The following is a 22,362-nucleotide window of genomic DNA, read 5'->3' on the forward strand; positions in this document are numbered from 1 at the left end:
TATTCGCCTAAGCCAGCGATTCCAGCCAGGCGCGGTGCAAGGCGGCGTAATGGCCCTCGGCATCGATGAGGTCACCGGGCGGACCGTCCTCGACGATGCGCCCGTGCTCCAGCACCAGCACCCGGTCGGCGATCTCGACCGTCGACAACCGGTGGGCGATGATCAGCGCCGTGCGGTCGGCCAGCACCGTGCGCAGCGCCCGCTGCACCAGCCGCTCGCTCGGGATGTCCAGCGACGATGTCGCCTCGTCGAGGATCAGCACCGCGGGGTCGGCGAGGAATGCCCGCGCGAACGCGATCAGCTGCCGCTGCCCGGCCGACAGCCGCCCGCCGCGGGTGGCGACGTCGGTGTCGTAGCCGTCGGGCAGCGCCTCGATGAACTCGTCAGCCCCGACCGCGACCGCGGCGGCGTGCACCTGCGCGTCCGACGCCGACGGGCGGCCGAACCGGATGTTGTCGGCCACGGTCCCGGAGAACAGGAAGTTCTCCTGGGTGACCATCACGACGTGGCGGCGCAGGTCGCTTTGCGCGAAGTCCCGCAGATCGACGCCGTCGAGGGTGACCGCACCCGAGGTCGGGTCGTAGAACCGGGCGATCAGCTTGGCGATCGTGGTCTTGCCGGCACCGGTGGTGCCGACCAGCGCGACGGTCTGTCCGGCCGGCACGACCAGCGACAGGCCGGGCAGCACCGGGCGGGCCGGCACATAGTCGAATTGCACGTCGCGGAAGGCGATTTCGCCGTTGATGCGGTCGAGGTGGACAGGCTCCGACGGATCCGCGATCGCAGGCTTCTGGGCCAGCACACCGGCAAGCTTCTCCAACGCACTGGACGCGGACTGGAAAGTGTTGAAGAACTGCGAGATCTCCTGCATCGGTTCGAAGAACATCCGCAGATACAGCAGGAACGCCGCCAGGGTGCCGATCGTCATCTCGCCGTGCAACACCCGGTAGCCGCCGTAGAGCAACACCACTCCGGTGGTCAGGTTGCCGACGAGCTTGACCGCGGGCATGAAGATCGCCAACAGCCGGAAGGTGCGTTCGTTGTCGAAGCGGTAGCGATCGGCGACGTCGTCGAAGATCTCCTGATTGCGTGGCCCGCGGCGGTAGGCCTGGACGGCTTTGATGCCGGTCATCGTCTCGACGAACTGCACGATCACCAGCGCGGCGCTTTCTCGCACCCGGCGGTAGGTCTTGGCCGACTCGGCCGAGAACCACCACACCAGCGCGACGAGGATCGGGAAGGCGGCCAGGCACATCAGGCCCAGCTTCACGTCGAGGGTGACCAGCAGAATCGCCGTGCCGAACAGCGTCAGCACCGCGGTGATCAGGCTGTCGAAGCCGGTCTCCAGCATGTCCTGGATGGCGTCGACATCGTTGGTCAGCCGGCTGACCACCCGACCGGAGGTGTAGCGGTCGTGGAAGGCGACGTCGAGGCGCTGGAAGTGCCGGAACACCCGGCGGCGCACCTCCAGCAGCACACTCTGGCCGATGCGGCCGGAGCGCTTCAGGAACGTCATCCGGCTGATCGCTTGTACACCCACCACGCCGCAGAGCGCCGCGACGACGATGATCAGTTCACGGGCCGATCCACCGGCGAGCAGCGGCGGGATGGCGTGGTCGATACCGCGCTGCACCAGAAGCGGAACCGACAGCCGCGCAGCGTTTTCCACCACGACGACCAACGCCAGCAGCGCGACCGTCGCCTTGAACGGCGTGAGCAGCGAGCCCAACAGCGCGCGGGCCTCACGTTTGCGCGGCGCGGCCTCGTCGATCGGCAGGTCGTCGGGTTCTTCGTCGAGCTTGCCCCGCCATTCGGTGGCGGTCATCGCTGTCTGCCCTCCGACGCGGCGTAGTCGGATGTGCGCCGGGCGGCACCGCGCTGCTCGCACGCCTCCTCGTAGGCATGATCCAGCCGCTGCCGCTCGTCGTCGTCCTCCCAGTCGCAGCGCACCTCGCACCCGTCGTCGAGCTCGTCGTCGGCGGCGAGCAGGAAGCGGTAGCGCGGCACTTCGGCCAGCAGTTCGGCGTGGGTGCCGATGTGGGTGATGGTGCCCGCACCGTCGACGGTGTCGAGCAGCGCGACCCTGTCGGCCAGCAGAACCGTCGACGCGCGGTGGGCTACCACCACCGCTGTGACGCCGGCCAGCACCCGCCCGAGGGCCTCGGTGACGGTGGCCTCGGTGTGCACGTCGAGTGCGGACAGGGTGTCGTCGAGCACCAGGACGCGCGGTGCGGCCAGAATGGCGCGGGCCAGCGAAAGCCGTTGGCGCTGACCGCCGGACAGGCTCATGCCCTGTTCCCCGATGCGGGTCTGCAAGCCGTAAGGCAGGTCGTAGACGAACTGTGCGGCGGCAATCTCGACGGCGCTGCGCAGTTCGTCGTCGGTCGCGTCCGGGCGGCCCAGCCGCAAGTTCTCGGCGACCGACATGGAGAACAGCGTCGGATCCTCGAACGCGGTGGCCACGGTGGTGCGCAGCGCATCCAGCGACAGCTCGCGGATGTCGGTGCCGTCGATGCGGATCGCGCCCTCGGTGACGTCGTAGAGCCGCGGCAGCAGACCGGCCAGTACAGACTTGCCCGAGCCGGTGGCGCCGACCAGGGCGAGGGTCTCCCCCGGCTCGACGGTCGCGGTGACATGCCGCAGCGCGAAAGTATCGGCATCGGGGAACTTGAAGCCCACATCGTCGAACTCGAGCCGCCCGCCGCGCGGTGCCACAGTGCGCGGCCCGTCGGTGATCTCTCGGGGGGCGTCGAAGATCTCGGCGATCCGGTTGGCCGCCGTCATCGCCTCCTGCGTCATCGACAGCAGGAAGCCCAGCGACGCGATCGGCCAGACCAGCGACAGCATCATCGTGATGAACGCGACCAGCGTGCCCATGGTGACCAGGCCGTGCCCGGCGGCGTATGCGCCGAAGCCGAGCACCACGATCAGCGCGAGGTTGGGGATCACTTCGAGCAGCGTCCAGAACTTCGCCGAGACCGCGACCTTCTGGATCTGGGTGTCGTACAGCGTGCTTGCCTGCTCGTCGAAGCGGTCGTACACGTAGTCCTCGCGGCCGAAGGATTTCACCGCGCGCAGCCCCAGCGCCGACTCCTCGACGTGGGTGGCGACGTGGCCCGCCTGGTCCTGGGCCTGCCGGGCCAGTTGGGTGAAGGTGCGCTCGAAGTGCAGCACGATCAGGGTGATCGGCGCGATCGAGACCAACACCACCACACCGAGTGGCCAGTACATCGCCAGCAGGATGATGGTGACGACGGTGATCTGCAGGATGTTGAGGATCAGGAACACCAGGCCGAACGACAGCAACCGCCGAATCACGTTCAGGTCGTTCATGATTCGCGACAGCAGCTGGCCCGATTGCCAGCGGCCGTGAAACGACATCGGCAGGATCTGCAGCCGGGCGTAGAGGTCTTTGCGGATGTCGGCCTCGACACCCATGGTGGCCCGGGATACCAGCCAGCGTCGGATGAACCACAGGACCGCCTCGGTGACGCCGACCGCCATCGCCGCGGCGCCGACCACCCACAGCCCGCGCTGGTCCTGGTGGCGGACCGGTCCGTCGATCACCGCCTTGGTCATCAGCGGGATCGCGACGGTGGCCGCCAGGCTGCTGATCGCGATGACGAGCATCGCGATCCACCGCGCGCGATACGGCAGCAGATACGGCAGTAACCGGAACAGATCGGAGGCGGCCCGCCCGGACGTGCGCGGCGCGGCGATCGCCGGTTCCGGGCGCAGCCCTGCTTCGGAAGTCACCTCGTCCACCCCACCAACTGTTCCCTCGTCACCGACACCGCTGAACCTATGCGTCCAGTCCGACATGACTCCCCTGCATTCGATGATCCCATGGGCGTGCAATCGGTTATCGGACGAGATTTTTCAACGCTAGAACCTCAACAACGATTGAGGTCAAACCCTTCCGGCGCAGGCCACCGTGTCGCGTCGGCCTCCCACTGATACGGGCGTCGATCAGGCAAGATAGTGCCCATGGACAGTAGTTCGGCCGCACCACGGGTTCTGGTGGTCGATGACGACCCCGACGTGCTCGCCTCGCTGGACCGCGGGCTTCGGCTCTCCGGATTCGAAGTGGCCACCGCCGTCGACGGCGCCGAAGCCCTGCGCTCAGCCACCGAAACCAAGCCCGACGCGATCATCCTCGATATCAACATGCCCGTGCTGGACGGCGTCAGCGTGGTGACCGCGCTGCGCGCGATGGACAACGACGTGCCGGTCTGTGTGCTCTCCGCGCGCAGTTCGGTCGACGACCGGGTCGCGGGCCTGGAGGCCGGCGCCGACGACTACCTGGTCAAACCGTTCGTGCTGGCCGAGTTGGTGGCCCGGGTCAAGGCGCTGTTGCGCCGTCGGGGGTCGACGGCCACGTTCTCCTCGGAGACCATCCAGGTGGGGCCGCTGGAGGTCGACATCCCTGGTCGGCGCGCCAGGGTCAACGGCGTCGACGTCGACCTCACAAAACGTGAGTTCGACCTGCTGGCCGTTCTCGCCGAGCACAAGACGGCGGTCCTGTCCCGCGCGCAGCTGCTCGAGCTGGTGTGGGGCTACGACTTCGCCGCCGACACCAACGTGGTCGACGTCTTCATCGGTTACCTGCGCCGCAAGCTCGAGGCGGGCGGCGCACCCCGACTGCTGCACACCGTGCGCGGCGTCGGTTTCGTGCTGCGCACCCAGTGACCGGCCCGTGACGCTGCCGCGCATCTTCCGCCGCACGCCGTCTCTTCGCACCCGGGTCGCGTTCGCGACGGCGATCGGCGCGGCGATCGTCGTCACGATCGTCGGCGCGATCGTCTGGGTCGGGATCACCAACGACCGCCTGGAGCGCCTGGACCGGCGACTCGACGAGGCGGCCGGCTTCGCCGTCCCGTTCGTGCCCCGCGGTCTCGACCAGATCCCGCCGTCGCCCAATGACCAGGACGTGGTGATCACCGTGCGCCGGGGCGATCAGGTCCGGTCCAACTCCGACGTCGTATTGCCGCGACTGAACTCCGACTACGGCACCGCCGTGGTCGACGGGGTCCGCTACCGGGTACGCACGGTCGAACTCTCCTACCCGGAGGCCACCAGCCTTGAGGTGGGCGCCACCTTCGACGACACCATTGCCGACACCAACAACCTGCACCGCCGCGTGCTGATGATCTGTGTGTTCGCCGTGTGCGCCGCCGCGCTGCTGGGCTGGGTGCTGGCGACCTTCGCGGTGCGGCCGCTGCGGCGACTCGCTGCCCAGACCCGGGAGATCCAGGCCGGCGACAAGGCGCCCGACGTCGACATCGGCGGCGCCACCGAGGCGGTGGAGATCGGTGAGGCGATCAAGGGTCTGCTGGAACGGATCTGGACCGAGCAGGAGCGGACCCAGGCGGCGCTCGCCTCGGCGCGCGACTTCGCCGCGGTGTCGGCTCACGAGCTGCGGACACCCCTGACCGCGATGCGCACCAACCTCGAGGTGCTGGCCACCCTGGACATGACCGACGAGCAACGCGAGGAGGTGCTCAGTGACGTCGTGCGTACCCAAACCCGGATCGAGGCGACGCTGGGTGCGCTGGAACGCCTTGCCCAGGGCGAACTTTCGACCGAAGCCGACCAGGTCCCGGTCGACATCACCGAGCTGCTCGACCGCGCCGCGCACGACGCCATGCGGGTCTACCCCGACCTCGAGGTGACGCTGGTGCCGTCACCCACGTGCATCATCATCGGCCTGCCCGCCGGCCTTCGGCTGGCGGTGGACAACGCGATCGCCAACGCGGTCAAACACGGTGGCGCGACCCGGGTGCAGCTGTCCGCGGTCAGCTCGCGCGACGGTGTGGACATCGCGATCGACGACAACGGCTCCGGCGTCCCGGAGTCGGAGCGCGAGGCGGTGTTCGAACGCTTCGCCCGCGGGTCGACAGCGTCGCACTCTGGATCCGGACTCGGCCTGGCATTGGTCGCGCAGCAAGCCGAAATCCACGGCGGCACAGCCTTGTTGGACGAGAGTCCGCTCGGCGGTGCGCGACTGATGCTGCGGTTACCCGCACCCTCCTAGGCGGCCGGGGTGGCCCGAATCGGCCCCTTCACACGCCGAGCGTGGTTGTTATCGTTGAATTTTCGTCGATCTCCAACGACAACCCGCACGCTCGCTGATCGGGACCACTGCGAATGGACTAATGACTCAGGACACTAGGCGGCCGGGGTGGCCCCGCAGATCGCGTTGCCGCCGTCGATGATCAGGGTGGTGCCGGTGACGTAGGACGCTCCGGGGGTGGCCAGGAAGGCGACGCCGGCCGCCACCTCGTCCGCGGTGGCCGACCGTCCGATCGGGGTGGCGTTCCCGGCGGCGACCTCCGAGGGCAGCTGGGCGGCTGTCGCGATCCAGCCGGGCAGCACGAGGTTGGCGGTGATGCCGTCCTTGGCGTAGTCGACGCTCATCGAGCGCGTCATCCCCAGCATCGCGGCTTTGGCGGTGTGATATCCGACGTCGCCGGTGTAGGCGGTCAGCACCCCTGCCGTCGAACCGACATGGACCACCCGGCCGTAGCCGCGTTCGACCATTCCGGGTAGTGCCGCCCTGGTGACGAAGAACGCACTGTCGAGGTTGCGCCGCAAGGCAAGTGACCATTCTTCGTCGGTCATCACCATCAACGAGTTGGGCTCCTCGGGGCTGTTCACCGAAGCCAGACCGGCGTTGTTCACCAGGATGTCGAGCTTGCCGAACGCGGCCTCCGTGGCCTCGACCAGACCGCGTGCCGCATCGCGGTCGAACAGGTCGGCGATGTGGGCCTGCGCCCGGATACCGTCTGCGGCGAGCTCCTCGGCTCGCTGATGCACTCGATCCGTGGTGCCGGTCACCATCACCGCCGCACCCAGTTGCCCCAGCAGCCGCGCCGAGGCGAAGCCGATACCGAGCTCACTGCTCGATCCGGTGACCAGAGCCACCTGACCGCTCAGGTCGAACGCGCTTGGCGTAGCGGGCATTGCGCTTGCTCCCTCCGTAGTCCAGCTGTACGACGCCGACACTAGGGCCTCGCCGCAGACGTTTCTAGGTCGAACGTCCAAAACTTGGACGTTCGTACAAGGTGGTAACCGTCATGTCACACAGTCGAAATCAGCCGACCTGAGACTTGCCCGATGAAACTCACGTCGGGAATCGCACCGCTGGCGCTCGTCGCGCTGCTGTTCGCCGGGACGGCATGCTCGGGAAAAACCAACAGCCCCAACAACACTGCCGCCGAAGCATCGACGGTGCGAACCCCGCTGATGTCGGACCCGCCGCCGCTGGATCCCGACACGTTCTACCAGCCCGAGGGCCTGCTAATCATGACCTCGGCCTACCAGGGGCTACTCCAGTACGCACCCGGGACGACGAAGATCGCACCCCTGCTGGCCACCAAGTGGGACGTCACGCCGGACGGACTGACGTATACGTTCACCCTGCGTGACGGCGTCAAATTCGCCGACGGCACCCCGTTCGACTCGGCGGCCGCCAAGGCCAGCTTCCAACGGCGGATCGACATGAATGGCGGTCCGGCCTACATGCTCGCCGACGTCAAGGACATGCAGACGCCGGACCCGCGCACCTTCGTGGTCACCCTCACCAAACCCGTTGCGCCGTTTCTGGATTACCTCGCATCCCCGTACGGCCCGCTGATGACCAGCCCGACCGCCGTCGCACAACACGCCACCGGCGGCGATCACGCCTCGGCGTGGCTGGCCTCGCACACCGCGGGAACCGGTCCCTACGAATTGACCGACGCCGTGCAGGCCAGCCACTACACGATGAGCGCGAACAAGAACTACTGGGGACCGGCGCCTCAGATCACGTCGGTGCAGATGCCGGTGGTGACCGCCTCCGCGGTCCAGCGCCTGCAACTCGGCAACGGTGAGCTCGACATGATCCTGCACGGGCTGTCCAAGGGCGACTACGAGGCCCTGGCCAGCGGTCCCGACACCGAGGTACTGCAGCAGAACGCGCTGATCAAGACCATGATCATGGTGAATCCGGCGTCGGCGGTCTTCGCATCGAAGGACGCCCGCGCGGCACTGTCCGCCGCACTCGATCAAAAGGCGCTGACAACACAGGTTTTCGGTGCGCAAGGATCACCGTCCACGCAGTTCTACCCGACCGGCATGATGCCGGACGGGGCGGTACCCGACATTCACACCTATGACCCGTCGAAGCTGGCCGCACTCGGCCGCAATGGCGGTGACGTCTCGATCGGCTACCCGTCCGGCGACAGCAGCCTGCAAGACCTGGCCAACCAGACCCAGGTGATCCTGCAGGCAGCGGGCTTCAAGGCGACGGTCCGCGACTTCCCGTCGGCGCAGCTGTTCGCACTGCCACAGAACCCGGACCAGCGCCCCGACCTGTTCGCCGAGTCGTGGAATCCTGATGCCGCGCACCCCGATACGTTCTCGCGGATATACCAGTACACCAACGCACCGGTCAACATCCAGGGCTGCTCGGTACCCGAGGCCGACAAGCTCCTCGACGCAGGCAGTGCCGAACCCGACGCGGCCAAATCACAGGCCCTGTATGTCGAAGCCGCCAAGGCCTACCGCGACTCGCTGTGCTGGATCAACCTGACCGACCTGCACAACACGGTGGCCGCCCGCAAGGGGTACTCCGGGTGGCAGAGCCAGCCGGCCTGGATGTGGGACACCGACTTCTCCACCCTCAAGCACCAGGGATGACGGCTGGCACCACCGCTCGCGGCGCGGCACGCCGAACCGAGATCATCGACGCGGCAATCGAAGTGATGGCACAGGTCGGCCTGGCCGGGCTCTCGATGCGCTTGGTGGCCAACCAGGCCCAGATACCGCTTGGCGCGCTGAGCTACTACTTCGACGACAAGTCCGATCTGATCGCACAGTCGTTCGCGCAGCTGTCGGACCGCGAAATCGAACGGGTCGTCGCCACCGCGAAGCGGCTCGAACCGTCCATGCCGGCCGAGCGACTCGCCGACCTGGTCGCCGACATGATCATCGACGGGTTCAGCTCACCGCCCGGGGCAATCGTCACCCGTTACGAACTGGTCACCGAGGCCAGCCGCGACGAACGCCTGCGTCCGATGTTCGAAGCCTGGTACGCGGCAATGATTCCCGCGCTCAGCAGGCTCTTCCGGGACATCGGCTCGGGGCAACCGGAACTCGACTCGCGCACCGTGATGGCGGTGATGGCCGGCCTGGAGATCGACAACCTCTACCGCCCGCTGGGTCCGGTGGACAAGCGCCGAATCCGGGCCACCCTGCGCCACGTATTCACCGCAGTGATCGCACTGCATCAGACCTGAGCAACGAAAGGCAGCACACATGGCAGGCGTCCTGTTCGGCCCGGACATCACCTTTCTCGGCGTCCCCCGATGCGACCTCGCCGACGAATCCAGTTATGCCGACGCCGATATCGTCATCCTCGGCGCCCCACTGGACGGCGGCACCAACTACCGCTCCGGCGCCCGCTTCGGGCCATCGGCATTGCGTCAGGCCTGTTATCTGCCGCAAGACGGCTCTCGCCCCAGCCTCGCACTGCGGGTCGACGGCCTGAAGGATCTGCGTGTCTACGATGCCGGCGACGTGATGCTCTACAGCGGCGATATCGAGCGGGCCGTGAAGATGATCGAGGAGGACGTCTACAAGATCACCGCCGCAGGCGCCATCCCCATCGTCCTCGGCGGTGACCACACCATCGCCTGGCCGGACCACACCGGTGTCGCCCGCCACCACGGGTTCGGCAAGATCTCGATGATCCACTTCGACGCCCACGCCGACACCGGCGACATTCACAACGGGTCACTCATCGGCCACGGCACCCCGATGCGCAGGCTCATCGAGTCCGGCGCGCTGCGCGGAGATCGGTTCCTGCAGCTGGGATTGCGCGGGTACTGGCCCGACGAGCCCGTACTGCAGTGGATGGCGGCGCACGGCCTGCGGTCCTATGAGATGACCGAGATCGTCGCCCGTGGCCTGGAACCCTGTCTGACGGAGGCGTTCGAGATCGCCACCACCGATTGCGACGGTGTGTTCATCTCCGTCGACATCGACGTGTGCGATCCCGGCCATGCCCCGGGCACCGGAACACCCGAGCCGGGCGGCTTCTCGGCCCGCGAACTGCTCGACGCCGTGCGGCGCATCTGCTACGAGTTACCCGTCGTCGGAGTGGATGTGGTGGAGGTGGCGCCGCCCTACGACCACGCCGATATCACCGCATTGCTCGGCAATCGTGTTGTCCTGGAAGTCATCTCCGCGATCGCCCGCCGCCGCAAGGACAGGGCGGCCGGCACCACCTGGGATCCCATGCAACCGTTGCTCGCCGGACGCGAGGCGGACGAACAGCTCCGGCTGATCACCGAGGGCGAGCAAGCGCGCCGCCGCGGTGACGGCGGCGCCCGGCCACACCACCACCACTGATGCCCGAGACACCCGTCGGCGCGACGCCGTCGACCCAGGTCCCCCGTTATGCGGGCAAGGGCACCTTCGCGCGGATCGCCGACATTCACGAGGTCGCCGAGTACGACATCGCGGTGGTGGGTCTGCCGTTCGACGGCGGTACCTCCTACCGGCCGGGCGCACGCTTCGGCCCGATGGCGGTGCGCCAGGCGGCGCGTACCCTGCGTCCCGGTTATCACGTCGAATTCGGGATCGCCCCGCTGGAGCAGGTGCAGATCGTCGACGCCGGAGACGTGACGATCACGCCGTTCGACATCCCGCAAGCCTGCACACAGATCGAGAACGGCATGCGCGACATCATCGGCCGGCGGGAACGCAGGTTCGTCGCGATCGGCGGTGACCACACCGTCGCACTGCCGAATCTTCGCGCGCTGCATGCCTTCCACGGACCGCTCGCACTCGTGCATTTCGACGCCCACCTCGACACCTGGGACACCTACTTCAAAGCCCCGGTCACTCACGGCACCCCGTTCCGCCGGGCGTTCGAGGAAGGCCTGCTCATCGAGGACCACTCGATCCACGTCGGCATCCGCGGCCCGATCTACGACCGGATGGACCTCGAAGACGACGCCCGGATGGGGTTTCGGATCATCCGGGCCGGCGATCTCGACGTGATGGGCGTCGAGGCTGCCGTCGACGTCGTCGCCCGGCGCGTCGACGATCTGCCCGTCTACCTCTCGATCGACATCGATGTCCTCGATCCCGCGTTCGCACCCGGAACCGGCACACCCGAATCCGGTGGGCTAACCTCGCGGGAACTCCTGCGAATGCTGCGTCGTCTCAACGGAATCAACGTTGTCGGAGCCGACGTCGTGGAGGTGGCGCCCGCCTACGACCACGCCGAGATCACGTCGATCGCCGCCGCGACAGTGGTGTTCGATCTGCTGAGTCTGATCGTGGCGAACAGCTGAGCCTCAGACCGAGTCGGGAACGTACGTCCGTTGCGCCCATTGGAATACCTGCCAGGCGGCGACCTCGTCGAACATGTCGTGCACCCGCCGGGCGGCCTCGGCTCCGATCGGCTTCGCGTCGCGCGCTTTCACCTGGACTTCCGCGCTGCGCTCCATCATCAGGAAGTACCCGACCGCCGCGTCGACGCTGCCACCGACGGTCAGTAGGCCATGATTGCGCAGGATCGCGGCTCTGGCTCCCCCGAGAGTCGCCGCGATGCGCTTGCCGCCGTCGGTCGAGGAGATGTTGACCTCATCGTCGTCGAAGATCTCCTGGTCGCCGAAGAAGGCGCAGGCCTCCTGCGATATCGGCGCCAGCGGGGTGACCATCGCCGAAAACGGTGTGCCGTAAGGGGTATGGCAATGCGCGGCAGCAACGACGTCAGGGCGGGCCTCGTGTAGCGGGGCGTGGATGTAGTAGGCGGCTACATTGATCTCGCCGCCGCCATCGACTGTCCCGTCGGCATGCACCAGCACCAAATCGTCGGGGGTCATGAACCGGAACGGCACCCCGTAGCGGCCGAGCCAGAAGCACTCGGGCTGCTCCGGATCGCGAGCCGAGATGTGCCCGTCGCCCAGCGAACCCCAACCCATGGCGCCGAACACCCGGTACGCCAGCGCCAGACGCCGCTTGCGATGCTCGCGCAGTTCGATCGGATCGGCGATCACCGGTTCGCCGGCGTACGGGTCGAGAAATGTGCTCGGGTCGGTCACGATGGTCCTGTTCACTGGCTTTCAAATACGATATCGAAATTGTTCGCCCGCGTCGCGGTGAACCGAACGGAGCAGAGTGTCGAGTCGTCCGCGGGTGCTGGTCATCGCCGAACCCGACCCCGAACTGCCACCCCCGCCGCTGGCGCTGATCCCGCCCGACGTGGACGTCGTCGAGGTGCGCGGAACACCCACCGGTGACCAACTCGCAGGGGCCGAGGTGCTGTACGTCTGGGACCACCGCTTCGCCGATCTGGCGCCGGTGCTGCGCAGCGCCGACCGGCTGCGCTGGGTGCACGCCGCGTCGGTGGGCGTCAACCGGCTGATCTGCCCTGAGCTCGCCCAGCACCAGATCACGCTGACCAACTCGCGCGGCGTCTTCGATATCTCCATCGCCGAGTGGGTGCTCGCCGCCGTGCTCAGCTTCGTCAAAGGACTACCCGACACTCTCGCGCTGCAGCGCGAGCACACCTGGCTCTACCGCACCACCGGCAGGCTGGCAGGCAAGCGGGCGGCCGTTGTCGGCACAGGTTCGATCGGGCGAGCCATCGCAGACCGTCTGAGCAGGCTCGATGTTCACGTGACGCTGGTTGGCCGCCATGAATCCAGTGACCTGACAGCCGTCGCCGCCGAGGTCGACATCCTCATCGCCGCGGTACCGCTGACCGCGGCCACCACCGGGCTGATCGACGCGGAGGTGCTCGCCGCGCTGGGGCCGGCCGGCTTCGTGGTCAACGTCGGCCGGGGGGCCACTGTGGTCGAGGACGAGCTGATCGAGGCGCTGCGGGCGGGGACCATCGCCGGCGCCGCGCTCGACGTGTTCGAGGTCGAGCCGCTGCCTGCGTACTCGCCGCTGTGGGCGATGCCCAACGTCTTGGTGTCGCCGCACATGTCCGGCGATTACGTGGGGTTCGAGGCCGACATGATGGGCGTGTTCGTCGACAACCTCCAGCGCTGGCTGCGCGGCGAAAAGCTGCACAACATCGTCGATCCGGACTCCGGGTACGTGCGGGGCTGACGGTGTTTCGGGCGCGAGAACCCGCTGTTTCGATAATGTATCGAAAATGCCGATATCACGCCGTCGTGTTATCAATTGTTCGTCTTCGAATGAATAAAGGTGAGCGATGACCGACGACCTGATGAGACCTGCCATCGGCCCAGGCACCACCGAATACGAGTGGATGACGTGGCCCGAGATCGCAGCGGCCGCTGCCGCCGACGCCCCGGTCGTGATCGCGGTGGGTTCGACCGAACAGCACGGGCCGCACCTGCCGGTGAGCGCGGACTGGGTGATCCCGCAGACGCTGCTGCGGCTGGCCGCCGCCAAACGTCCGTTCGTGGTGGGTCCGGCACTACGGCTGGGCTACCGGTCACGGCCGGCCAGCGGCGGCGGGCAGCAGTTCCCCGGCACCCTGTCATTGCGCGCGACCACCTTCATCGCGATGATCGAAGACCTGCTCGACGAGTTGATACGCACCGGATTCCGCCGAATTATGTTGTACAACTGGCACTTCGAGAACACGAACTTCGTCTACGAGCCGGCCTACCTGGTGTCCGGCCGCTCCCCCGGCGTGAAGATCGTCGTCGTCGAGAACGCGATGCCGGAATTCGGGGACGCCGACCTGGATGTGCTGTTCCCGGACGGTTTTCCCGGCCTGGCGCTCGAGCACGCCGCGGTGATCGAGACGTCACTGTTCGAATACCTTCGGCCGGCCACGGTGCGAATGGATCGCATCGTCGACGACGCCCCGGCCCGAAACGTGCCGTGGGACGTCCTGCCGATCGACGAGTCGATGTCCACCGCCACCGGAGTGCTCGCGTCCGCGACCCAGGCCTCTGCCGCCAAGGGCGAGTTGCTGACCAAGCGGATCGTCGACCACATCGTGTCCATCCTCGACGCCGAGTTCGAGCCGATCGAACGCGACGCGATGCTGCTGACCGCCGACCGGGACAGCTGAGATGGCAGGCACAGCCCTGGTCACCGGCGGCGCCACCGGGATGGGCCGGGCCACCGCGTATCTGCTTGCCGCACGCGGCTATCGGGTTGCCATCGACCACCTCGGTTCGACGGCGCAGGCCGAACAGGTCGCCGACGACATCGGCGGCATCGCCTACGAGGCCGACGTCGCCGATATCGGGGCGGTCGACGCACTCGTCGCCGCCGTCGAGTCCGATCTCGGCCCGATCGACGTCGCGATCGCCTGCGCGGGTTTCGACGTCGACGTACCGCTGGCGGAGGTGACCGAGGACCTGTGGCGCCGCAGCCTCGAGGTGATACTCGGCGGCTGCGCCAATGTGATCGCGACGGTCGGTCCCCGAATGCGGGCGCGGCGACGCGGCTCCATAGTCGGGATCTCCTCGGAACTGGCCTTGCTCGGCGACGAGAACCATGTGCCCTATGTGACGGCGAAGTCGGCGATGATCGGGCTGGTTCGCTCGATCGCCCGCGAATACGGCCCGGACCAGGTGCGCGTGAACATCGTATGCCCGGGCCCCACCGACACCGCGATGCTCACCGAGCGATGGCGCGGCGAGGATTACCGGAACAGCATCGCGCTCAACCGGTTCGGCACACCAGACGAACTGGCCCGCGCGATCGTGGACGTGGCCGAGTGGACCTGGCTGACCGGCCAGGTGATCTCGCCCAACGGCGGCGTGGTGATCCAGTGAGCGGGCCGATCGCACTGGTGACCGGTGCCGCGGGCGGAATAGGTCGCGCGATCGTGACGGCGCTGGCCGACGCGGGCTGGACCGTTATCGGCACGGACCTGCCCGGCACCGGCGAGATCCCCTGCGCCGCAACGACAATCCCCGCCGACCTGCGCGGCCGGACCGCATGCCACGCACTCGTGGACGCCGTCGTCGCCGACGTGGGCCGGCTCGACCTGCTGGTGAACAACGCCGCGACGATGACGGTCGTGGAACCGACTGCTACCACGATGGAGCTGTGGTGGCGCGATATCGACGTGAATCTGTCGTCGCCGCTCTGGCTGACCCAGGCCGCGGCACCGGCACTGCGGGCGGCCGGCGGGCAGGTGGTGAACATGTGCAGCATCTCCGGCCTGCGCGGCGAGCCGGGCTTCAGCGCCTACGCGGCCAGTAAAGCCGGCCTGCTCGGGATGACCCGTTCGCTGGCCCGCGAATTGGCTCCGGACGTGCGGGTCAACGCGGTCGCCCCAGGCCCCACCGACACCGAACAACTCCACCGCGACGCCGAATTTCGCGGGGTCAGCCTGCCGCAGATGCACCGCGAGTACAGCGCCGACATGCCGATCGGACGGCTGATCCAGCCCGCCGAGGTGGCCGACGTGGTGCGCTTTCTGGCCGGTACACGGTCGTTCACCGGCGAGTGCGTACAGATCAACGGGGGGATGCTGATGTCGTGAGGAGTGAATTCGACCGCCGCGGCGACATTCTCGTCGTCGCCGCCCGGCTGTTCGCCGAGCGTGGGTATCTCAACACCACGATGACCGAGATCGCCCGCACCTGCGGACTCGGCCAGTCGTCGCTGTATTACTGGTTCCGGCAGAAGGAAGACATCCTGCTGGGCCTGCTCGCCCTCAACCGGGTATCGCTGGACTTCGCCCGGCAGATGGTGGCTGCGCCGGGCTCACCCGCGGTACGGCTGTTGCGCCTATTGCGATTGGACGTCGGCGAGTTGTGCTCGGCGGCGGTCGACATCTGCGAGGTCGAGGTGCTCGCCGAAGCGCAGCCCGAGGTGTTCGCCGAGTTCTGGGCCGACACCGCGGAGCTGCACCGGCACATGGCCACGCTCATCAGCGAGGGCATCGCCTGCGGCGAATTCATCGACTGCGACCCCGAGTTCGCCGCACTGAACATCTGCGCCGCCGAAGAGGGTGTGCAGCGCCGGTACCGGAACTCCGCGGCGCACTCACCCGGCGGCGCCAGCCCGTTCCGGCACCCGACCTACTCCCGCGAGCACATCGCCGAGGAGCTGGCCGCCATGCTGGTGCGCGGCCTGCTGCGCGACCCGTCGACGCTGCCCACCGTTCGAGCGCAGGCCGGCGACGACCACGCCGGGTATCCGGCTAGCGGGTTGACAGCAGGTCGATGACGAAGATCAGAGTTTTGCCGGACAACTGGTGTCCGCCGCCGGCCGGGCCGTAGGCCTGCTCGGGCGGGATCGTCAGCTGACGGCGGCCGCCCACCTTCATGCCGGGGATGCCGTCCTGCCAGCCCTGGATCAGCCCGCGCAACGGGAAGGAGATGGACTCGCCGCGGTTCCACGAACTGTCGAACTCGGCGCCGGTGTCGTACTCGACCCCTACGTAGTGGACGTCGACGACGGCGCCGGGCTTGGCCTCATCGCCCTCGCCGACCACCAGATCCTTGATGACCAGTTCGGTGGGCGCCGGGCCGTCGGGGAATTCGATCTCGGGTTTGCTCGTCACCGCTCACACAGTAGTCGCTCACGCGCTGCTGACCGAGCGTTCCACCCGCCCGTCGGTACCGCGGCGCTCCCGCGCGGTGACCGTCGACGTGGTGGCCGTCAGCCGCACCCGGTCGGCTCGGAACAGGTCGTAGGCGTACTCGAACGGCCGGTCGGCGGCATCGCGCGTGATCCGGGTGATCGCCACCAACGGTCGCCGGTGCGCGATGCCGAGCCAGTCGGCTTCGCGCGGGCTGGCGCTGACCACCTCGATGGTCTCGCTGGACGTCGCGGGCACCAGACCGTACCGAACAGCGAACAACTCGTACAGCGAGCCGCCGAGCGGCTGCTCCAGGAGATCGACGGCGTGCTCGGCGACGAAGCACGAGAAGTCCACCGAAAGCGGAACCCCGTCGGCGAAACGTAGCCGCCGGATCGCGAAAACCTCGTCGCCGGGCGCGATTTCCAGCGCGGCGGCCTCGGCGGGAGTGGGCGGCCTGCGGTCGGTGGCCAGCACCCGGGTGGCACTGGTGTGCCCGCCGCTACGCAACCGCGCAGGCAGGCCGGCCAACTCGGCGGCGTTACGTTCCACGACGTCGGCGCGCACGAACGTCCCCCCGTTGCGCCCGGTCCGCCGCTCCAGCACCCCGGCACGGCTCAGCGGCAGCAGCGCGCTGCGCAGCGTGGAGCGGGAGACCTCGAAACGGTCGGCCATCTCGCGTTCGGTGCCCAGCCGGGAGCCGGGCCGCAGGGTGCCCTGCGCGAGCATCGACAGGATGCGCCGTCGCACATCCTCCGCGATCGGGCCCCCATCCGACTCCTCCATCGGACTAGGTATTCAGCGCATCCGGCGATTCGGGCAGAACCTGACCGCCGTCGACGGCGATCGCCTGACCGGTGATGTAACCGGCCTCGACGGTGGCCAGAAACGCGGCCAGATGGCCGATGTCCTCCGGCTTGCCCAAGGCCCCTGCGGGGATCGCCTTGGTCATCCCGGCGATGTAGTCCTCACCCATGTCCGCGAGGCCCTCGGTGAAGATGTTGCCAGGCAGCACGGCGTTGACCGTGATCCCGTGCGGCGCCAATTCGATTGCCGCGGTGCGCATGAACCCGAGCTGAGCGGCCTTCGACGCGCCGTAGTGCGACCACCCCGGAAAGCCGGTGATCGGTCCGGTGATCGAGGACGTCAGGATCACCCGGCCCCGCCCGGAGGCGATCAGCGCGTCCAGACAGGCCTGCACGGTGAACACGTTGCCCTTGACGTTGACGTCGAGCACTTCGGCGAGTTGGGCCGGCGTCATGGTGGCCAACGGTGCCTCGGGGAAGATTCCGGCGTTGGCGCAGACGACGTCGATGCCGCCGAACGCGTCGACAACCGAGGCGGCCAACTCGGCACATGCCACCGGATCGGTGACATCGGTCTGGATTCCCAACACTTTTCCGCTTCCCAGCGCGTCCAGCTCCGCGACAACCGAGTCCAACTCGGCCGTCGATCGCGCCGCGATCGCGACATTGGCGCCCGCGGACGCGAACACCGCGGCGATGCCCCGCCCGATGCCCTTGCTGCCACCGGTCACCACCACGGACGTCGACTGCAGATCGAACACGCGTATCTCCTTGTGTTATAGAGTTTTTCAGACCCGGGATCCGAAGATCGCGTCCTGCAACCAGGTACGATCCTCCAGATAGCGCTGAGCCAGCGCAGCGGTGTTGGGTGCGAAGTCCGGGCCGAGTTCAGCCGCGGCGTCGGCGTCGGCATGCGAGGCGATCCACGCGGTGAGGTTGATTCGGCGCAGCATGACGAACGTCGGGATGAGCGCCAGGTGGTCGGCGGGCAGGGTGCCAGCCTCGAAATAGCCGTCGAGCCATTCGGCGATGATGCGCTCGCCGGCCGCGGTGTCCTCGATGAACGACACCGCCGCCCCCAGATCGGCGAGGTACCACGACCAGCCACAATCGTCGAAGTCGATCACGGTGATGCCTGCGCCCGCATCGGCCGGGTCGACCATCAGGTTGGCCAACCGAAGGTCGGCGTGCACCAGCCCGAAACGGTCTGGCGCAGAACCGAAGTCGGTGAGTTTCACCGCGATGTCGTCGGCAGCGCGCTGGATCATGACGCGGTCGTCGTCGGTCAGGCCGGGTGCCAGCCGCCAGTTACCCCAGCGGGCATCTGGCCCCAGGATGGTGTCGAGGTCCCAGCGGAACCGGGTGAAGCCCGACGGAAAGGCCCAGTTCCTGGCGTGCTGGTGCATGATCGCGGTGAGTCGGCCGAGCTGCTCGAAGCCGACGACGTCGGGATTCTCCTCGGCGGTGCAGCCCGCGACGAAGGTGACCGCGTCGACGTGCAGGACCTCCCCGTCAACCTCGGCAGCCACCACATCGGTGCCGTCACGGGCGGCGAGCAACTCCGGCGTTGCGACCGGGGTCTGGGTCCGCAGTGCGCGCATCCACGCCAGTTCGGAGCGGATGGCCTCCAGTGAGTGATAACCGGGCCGATGCACTCTCAGCACGATCGGCTCATCGTCGTCGACCAGGTACGTGGCGTTCTCGGACAGGCTGAGCAGCCGCAATGGCGTGGTGTCTGCGCGACCGTACGCGGGCAGTGCTGCACGCGCGAAGGACTCATGAGTCGGCGGCAGTCCCGGCATGGGCACCAGTGTGGACCATTACCGGGCACCGAGCAGACCAAATCGGCATATTTAACCTCCTTGTTTCGTAACCGGGTTTTGGGAAACACACAGGAAACATCTCTTGCGCATTGCCTGTAAGTTCCTGTTGACCAGGGCATCTGGCGGGGGTAACAATGTCGTCGTCGCACCACAAAGCCGTGCCGACATCACCTTCGCTCCCCGGGTGCAGTCGTAACCGGGAAATACCAGACCAAAAAACGGCGCGACCAAGAGTCACGTTCGAGATGGGAATCCACACCATGAGCGACATCATCGATCCGCCGGCCGCGGCCGACACCGATGCCAAATCCGATTCGGTCCAACGACTCAAGCCGAATGCCGTCGGGCTGATCGGCGTGCTGTTCATGGCCGTCGCCACCGCGGCACCGATCACGGCCATGGTGGGCAACGTGCCGATCGCCGTCGGATTCGGCAATGGCGCATACGCGCCCGCCGGGTACTTCGTGGCCACGATCGTGCTGACGCTGTTCGCCATCGGCTACGCCGCGATGAGCAAGCACATCACCGCAACCGGAGCGTTCTACGGGTACATCTCACACGGGTTGGGCCGGATCGTCGGGTTGGGCGCGGGCTTCCTCACCGCCATGGCCTACATGGTGTTCGAAGCGTCGCTGATCGGTATCTTCGCCTTCTTCGGCAATGACACCTTCAATTCCCTGTTCCACGTGAACATCCCGTGGATCGTGTTCGCCATCGGCATGCTGGTGGTCAACCTGGTGCTGACCTACTTCGACATCAACGTCGCCGCCAGGGTGCTCGGGGTCTTCCTGATCACCGAGATCGTCATGCTGTCGTTGATGGCGTTGTCGGTGCTGTTCACCGGTGGCGGCCCGCAGGGCTGGTCGTGGGGATCGCTCAACCCGCTCAACGCTTTTCAGAATCTGTCCGGGTCGGTGGCCGGGGCGGACGGCAGCATGATCACGGTGGCCGGCTCGGCAGGCATCGGCCTGTTCTTCGCATTCTGGTCGTGGGTCGGTTTCGAGTCCAGCGCGATGTACGGCGAGGAGTCGAAGAACCCGAAGAAGATCATCCCGATCGCGGTCATCAGCTCGGTCGTGGGGATCGGCGTGTTCTACGTTCTCATCTCGTGGCTGGCGATCGTCGGCACCGGACCGCAGAATGCCATTGCGCTGGCCCAGGATTCGACGACGGCCGGTGACATCTTCTTCGGCCCGGTCGGCGCACATCTGGGAACGTGGGCAGTCGACCTGTTCAAGATCCTGCTGATGACGGGTTCGTTCGCCTGCGGCATGGCATTCCACAACTGCGCCGCCCGCTACATCTACGCGATCGGCCGCGAGAACGTCATCCCGGGCATGCGTAAGACACTGGGCGCCACCCACCCGACACACGGCTCGCCGCACATCGCCGGACTGATCCAGACCATCTTCGCGACCGTCGTGGTGCTGTTCTTCGCACTCACCGGTCGCGATCCCTACACCGGTCTGTACGGGTTGATGGCACTGCTCGGCACGACGGCCATCATGATCGTGCAGGCGCTGGCCGCCTTCGCCGTGATCGCCTACTTCCATGTCGGCAAGAACCATCCCGAGACGGCCAACTGGTTCCGGACCTTCCTGGCTCCGCTGCTCGGCGGCCTCGGCATGCTCTACGTGATCTACCTGCTGGCCAAGAACGCATCGTTCGCGGCAGGTACCGCCTCCAGCGACTGGGTTTTCGAGATCATCCCCTACGTGGTGGGCGTCGTCGGCATCGGCGGCATCGTGCTGGCCGTGGTGCTGAAATACACCTCGCCCCAGCGCTATTCGGAGCTGGGCCGCACGGTGCTCGAAGAGGCGCACGAACGGCAGTGAGTGCAGTCACGGGCCGCGTCGACGAGGGAGTAGCACGATGAGCTTTTCCAACATCATGGATTCCAACAGCTACTCGGCGGATCACCCGGTCGATTCCGCCACCGAATCGTTGATCGCGGCCCGTGACCGCATTCTGGGCCCGGCGTACCGGCTGTTCTACCAACGGCCGGTGCACCTGGTCCGCGGCGAGGGAACCCGGCTCTACGACGCCGACGGCGCCTGCTACCTGGACGCCTACAACAACGTCGCCAGCGTCGGGCACTGCCACCCGCATGTGGTGGAGGCGGTCACCCGCCAGCTGTCCACACTGAACACCCACACCCGCTATCTGCACGGCGGCATCGTCGACTACAGCCGGCGCCTGCTGGACACCCTGCGGTCCGAGGGGTCCGACCAGATCGACCAGGTGATGTACGCCTGCACCGGCTCCGAGGTCAACGACCTGGCGCTGCGAGTGGCCGAAATGTACACCGGCGCAAAGGGTGTCATCGTGACCACCGACGCCTACCACGGCAACACCGCCGCGGTGACCGCGATCTCGCCGTCCATCGGCGGGGCCGCCGTGCTCGGTGAACATGTCCGCACGATCCCACCGCCGGACAGCTACCGCATACCCGCCGACGAACTCGCGGGCCGATTCACCGCCGACGTCGTCACCGCCATCGACAAGCTGGTCGCCAGCGGCGCCGGCTTCTCCGCCCTGATCGTCGACACCATCTTCTCCTCCGACGGCATCTACCCCGACCCCTCGGTGCTGGCGCCCGCGGTGGACGCGGTGCACCGCGCGGGCGGGGTGTTCATCGCCGACGAGGTCCAACCCGGCTTCGGCCGCACCGGCGACGCGATGTGGGGCTTCCTGCGCCACGGCGTCGCGCCGGACCTCGTCACGATGGGCAAGCCGATGGGCAACGGCATGCCGATCGCGGCGATGGCGGCCCGCTCGGAGATCCTCGAGACCTTCGCCCGTGAGATCCCGTACTTCAACACCTTCGGCGGCAATCCGGTGACGGTGGCCGCCGCGGCGGCCGTCCTCGACGTCATCGAGGACGAAAAGCTGATGCGCAACGCCGCCGAGGTCGGTTCGCAACTGCGCGACGAAATCGCGCGACTCGCCGCTGACCACCCACGCATCGGCGACGTCCGCGGCACCGGCCTGTACGTCGGCGTCGAGGTGATCGACGAGACCGGCGCACCGGACCGGGCCGGCGCGCGGGCACTGGTCAACACCATGCGCGAGCGCCGGGTGCTGATCTCGGTGTGCGGCCGCGACGGCAACGTCCTGAAGATCCGTCCGCCCTTGGTGTTCTCCAGCACCGATGTGGACTGGTTCTGCACGGAGTTCGCGGGCGCCCTCGCTTCTGAGTTCTGACTCGCTT

The 22,362-nt window shown here is 67.3% G+C and carries 21 protein-coding genes; 13 read left to right on the top strand and 8 right to left on the bottom strand.

Features of this window, described 5'->3' with window-relative positions; translation table 11 throughout:
- Positions 1–7: 7 nt before the first annotated feature.
- Both BST42_RS10270 and BST42_RS10275 read right to left on the bottom strand, forming a co-directional pair.
- Positions 8–1,825, bottom strand: coding sequence for an ABC transporter ATP-binding protein (locus BST42_RS10270; RefSeq protein WP_083118488.1), 1,818 nt, complete (start codon positions 1,823–1,825; stop codon positions 8–10).
- The gene (locus BST42_RS10275; protein ID WP_435406022.1) at positions 1,822–3,756 is read right to left on the bottom strand and encodes an ABC transporter ATP-binding protein; all 1,935 of its coding nucleotides are present in this window, start codon (positions 3,754–3,756) and stop codon (positions 1,822–1,824) included. Before BST42_RS10275 ends, BST42_RS10270 begins: the two co-directional genes overlap by 4 nt.
- Before the next feature lie 231 nt (positions 3,757–3,987).
- Between BST42_RS10275 and BST42_RS10280 the strand changes: the two genes are divergently transcribed.
- Both BST42_RS10280 and BST42_RS10285 read left to right on the top strand, forming a co-directional pair.
- Complete coding sequence (locus BST42_RS10280; protein WP_083118490.1) at positions 3,988–4,689, top strand: response regulator transcription factor; 702 nt, start codon at positions 3,988–3,990, stop codon at positions 4,687–4,689.
- Between the two features lie 7 nt (positions 4,690–4,696).
- Positions 4,697–6,034 carry a sensor histidine kinase gene (locus BST42_RS10285; protein WP_083118491.1) on the top strand — a complete coding sequence of 446 codons (1,338 nt, stop codon included), beginning with the start codon at positions 4,697–4,699 and terminating at the stop codon, positions 6,032–6,034.
- Positions 6,035–6,168: 134 nt separating this feature from the next.
- On the opposite strand, the gene BST42_RS10290 is transcribed toward BST42_RS10285, so the two are convergent.
- Positions 6,169–6,963, bottom strand: coding sequence for an SDR family NAD(P)-dependent oxidoreductase (locus BST42_RS10290; protein ID WP_083118492.1), 795 nt, complete (start codon positions 6,961–6,963; stop codon positions 6,169–6,171).
- Positions 6,964–7,116: 153 nt separating this feature from the next.
- On the opposite strand from BST42_RS10290, the gene BST42_RS10295 reads away from it, so the two are divergent.
- Genes BST42_RS10295 through speB (BST42_RS10310) form a run of 4 tightly spaced genes read left to right on the top strand, consistent with a single transcriptional unit; the run spans position 7,117 to position 11,342 of the window.
- Positions 7,117–8,679, top strand: coding sequence for an ABC transporter substrate-binding protein (locus tag BST42_RS10295; RefSeq protein WP_083118493.1), 1,563 nt, complete (start codon positions 7,117–7,119; stop codon positions 8,677–8,679).
- Complete coding sequence (locus tag BST42_RS10300) at positions 8,676–9,278, top strand: TetR/AcrR family transcriptional regulator (RefSeq protein WP_083118494.1); 603 nt, start codon at positions 8,676–8,678, stop codon at positions 9,276–9,278. The genes BST42_RS10295 and BST42_RS10300 overlap by 4 nt, the downstream gene beginning before the upstream one ends.
- Before the next feature lie 19 nt (positions 9,279–9,297).
- A complete protein-coding gene (speB, locus tag BST42_RS10305) occupies positions 9,298–10,392 on the top strand; it encodes an agmatinase (RefSeq protein ID WP_083118495.1) in 1,095 nt (364 codons plus the stop codon).
- Positions 10,392–11,342: an agmatinase gene (speB, locus tag BST42_RS10310; protein ID WP_083118496.1), complete on the top strand. Its 951-nt coding sequence runs from the start codon at positions 10,392–10,394 to the stop codon at positions 11,340–11,342. The genes speB (BST42_RS10305) and speB (BST42_RS10310) overlap by 1 nt, the downstream gene beginning before the upstream one ends.
- A 3-nt stretch (positions 11,343–11,345) precedes the next feature.
- Here speB (BST42_RS10310) and BST42_RS10315 read toward each other — a convergent pair whose 3' ends face one another.
- Positions 11,346–12,095: a class II aldolase/adducin family protein gene (locus BST42_RS10315; protein ID WP_083118848.1), complete on the bottom strand. Its 750-nt coding sequence runs from the start codon at positions 12,093–12,095 to the stop codon at positions 11,346–11,348.
- 76 nt (positions 12,096–12,171) lie between these two features.
- Between BST42_RS10315 and BST42_RS10320 the strand changes: the two genes are divergently transcribed.
- From BST42_RS10320 to BST42_RS10340, 5 genes are all read left to right on the top strand, one after another.
- A complete protein-coding gene (locus tag BST42_RS10320; protein WP_110918555.1) occupies positions 12,172–13,110 on the top strand; it encodes a D-2-hydroxyacid dehydrogenase in 939 nt (312 codons plus the stop codon).
- 106 nt (positions 13,111–13,216) lie between these two features.
- Entirely contained in the window at positions 13,217–14,050 is an 834-nt protein-coding gene (locus BST42_RS10325) for a creatininase (RefSeq protein ID WP_237159356.1), read from the top strand.
- Position 14,051: 1 nt separating this feature from the next.
- Complete coding sequence (locus BST42_RS10330; RefSeq protein ID WP_083118497.1) at positions 14,052–14,762, top strand: SDR family NAD(P)-dependent oxidoreductase; 711 nt, start codon at positions 14,052–14,054, stop codon at positions 14,760–14,762.
- Entirely contained in the window at positions 14,759–15,478 is a 720-nt protein-coding gene (locus BST42_RS10335) for an SDR family NAD(P)-dependent oxidoreductase (RefSeq protein WP_165760827.1), read from the top strand. Before BST42_RS10330 ends, BST42_RS10335 begins: the two co-directional genes overlap by 4 nt.
- Positions 15,475–16,167: a TetR/AcrR family transcriptional regulator gene (locus BST42_RS10340; protein ID WP_165760828.1), complete on the top strand. Its 693-nt coding sequence runs from the start codon at positions 15,475–15,477 to the stop codon at positions 16,165–16,167. The genes BST42_RS10335 and BST42_RS10340 overlap by 4 nt, the downstream gene beginning before the upstream one ends.
- Here BST42_RS10340 and BST42_RS10345 read toward each other — a convergent pair.
- Genes BST42_RS10345 through BST42_RS10360 form a run of 4 tightly spaced genes read right to left on the bottom strand, consistent with a single transcriptional unit; the run spans position 16,142 to position 19,130 of the window.
- Entirely contained in the window at positions 16,142–16,504 is a 363-nt protein-coding gene (locus BST42_RS10345) for an FKBP-type peptidyl-prolyl cis-trans isomerase (RefSeq protein WP_083118500.1), read from the bottom strand. The genes BST42_RS10340 and BST42_RS10345 overlap by 26 nt on opposite strands.
- Before the next feature lie 18 nt (positions 16,505–16,522).
- Positions 16,523–17,308 carry a GntR family transcriptional regulator gene (locus BST42_RS10350; protein ID WP_083118501.1) on the bottom strand — a complete coding sequence of 262 codons (786 nt, stop codon included), beginning with the start codon at positions 17,306–17,308 and terminating at the stop codon, positions 16,523–16,525.
- Positions 17,309–17,312: 4 nt separating this feature from the next.
- Entirely contained in the window at positions 17,313–18,089 is a 777-nt protein-coding gene (gene fabG, locus BST42_RS10355) for a 3-oxoacyl-ACP reductase FabG (RefSeq protein WP_083118502.1), read from the bottom strand.
- A gap of 27 nt (positions 18,090–18,116) precedes the next feature.
- A complete protein-coding gene (locus tag BST42_RS10360) occupies positions 18,117–19,130 on the bottom strand; it encodes a phosphotransferase enzyme family protein (protein ID WP_083118852.1) in 1,014 nt (337 codons plus the stop codon).
- 281 nt (positions 19,131–19,411) lie between these two features.
- On the opposite strand from BST42_RS10360, the gene BST42_RS10365 reads away from it, so the two are divergent.
- Together BST42_RS10365 and BST42_RS10370 are read left to right on the top strand one after the other, a co-directional pair.
- Positions 19,412–20,986 carry an APC family permease gene (locus BST42_RS10365; protein ID WP_083118854.1) on the top strand — a complete coding sequence of 525 codons (1,575 nt, stop codon included), beginning with the start codon at positions 19,412–19,414 and terminating at the stop codon, positions 20,984–20,986.
- Positions 20,987–21,023: 37 nt separating this feature from the next.
- On the top strand, positions 21,024–22,355 hold the full coding sequence (locus BST42_RS10370) for an aspartate aminotransferase family protein (protein WP_083118503.1): 1,332 nt from the start codon (positions 21,024–21,026) through the stop codon (positions 22,353–22,355).
- Positions 22,356–22,362: the final 7 nt, after the last annotated feature.

Origin of the sequence: Mycolicibacterium rhodesiae (assembly GCF_002086695.1) — a bacterium.
GTDB classification, from domain to species: domain Bacteria; phylum Actinomycetota; class Actinomycetes; order Mycobacteriales; family Mycobacteriaceae; genus Mycobacterium; species Mycobacterium rhodesiae.

Excerpts from the sequence above, each read along its gene's own strand:
- BST42_RS10270 (WP_083118488.1), bottom strand. The coding sequence starts at position 1,825 with ATGACCGCCACCGAATGGCGGGGCAAGCTCGACGAAGAACCCGACGAC.
- BST42_RS10280 (WP_083118490.1), top strand. The coding sequence starts at position 3,988 with ATGGACAGTAGTTCGGCCGCACCACGGGTTCTGGTGGTCGATGACGAC.
- BST42_RS10290 (WP_083118492.1), bottom strand. The coding sequence starts at position 6,963 with ATGCCCGCTACGCCAAGCGCGTTCGACCTGAGCGGTCAGGTGGCTCTG.
- BST42_RS10295 (WP_083118493.1), top strand. The coding sequence starts at position 7,117 with ATGAAACTCACGTCGGGAATCGCACCGCTGGCGCTCGTCGCGCTGCTG.
- BST42_RS10300 (WP_083118494.1), top strand. The coding sequence starts at position 8,676 with ATGACGGCTGGCACCACCGCTCGCGGCGCGGCACGCCGAACCGAGATC.
- speB (WP_083118495.1), top strand. The coding sequence starts at position 9,298 with ATGGCAGGCGTCCTGTTCGGCCCGGACATCACCTTTCTCGGCGTCCCC.
- speB (WP_083118496.1), top strand. The coding sequence starts at position 10,392 with ATGCCCGAGACACCCGTCGGCGCGACGCCGTCGACCCAGGTCCCCCGT.
- BST42_RS10325 (WP_237159356.1), top strand. The coding sequence starts at position 13,217 with ATGACCGACGACCTGATGAGACCTGCCATCGGCCCAGGCACCACCGAA.
- BST42_RS10330 (WP_083118497.1), top strand. The coding sequence starts at position 14,052 with ATGGCAGGCACAGCCCTGGTCACCGGCGGCGCCACCGGGATGGGCCGG.
- BST42_RS10350 (WP_083118501.1), bottom strand. The coding sequence starts at position 17,308 with ATGGAGGAGTCGGATGGGGGCCCGATCGCGGAGGATGTGCGACGGCGC.
- BST42_RS10360 (WP_083118852.1), bottom strand. The coding sequence starts at position 19,130 with ATGCCGGGACTGCCGCCGACTCATGAGTCCTTCGCGCGTGCAGCACTG.
- BST42_RS10365 (WP_083118854.1), top strand. The coding sequence starts at position 19,412 with ATGAGCGACATCATCGATCCGCCGGCCGCGGCCGACACCGATGCCAAA.
- BST42_RS10370 (WP_083118503.1), top strand. The coding sequence starts at position 21,024 with ATGAGCTTTTCCAACATCATGGATTCCAACAGCTACTCGGCGGATCAC.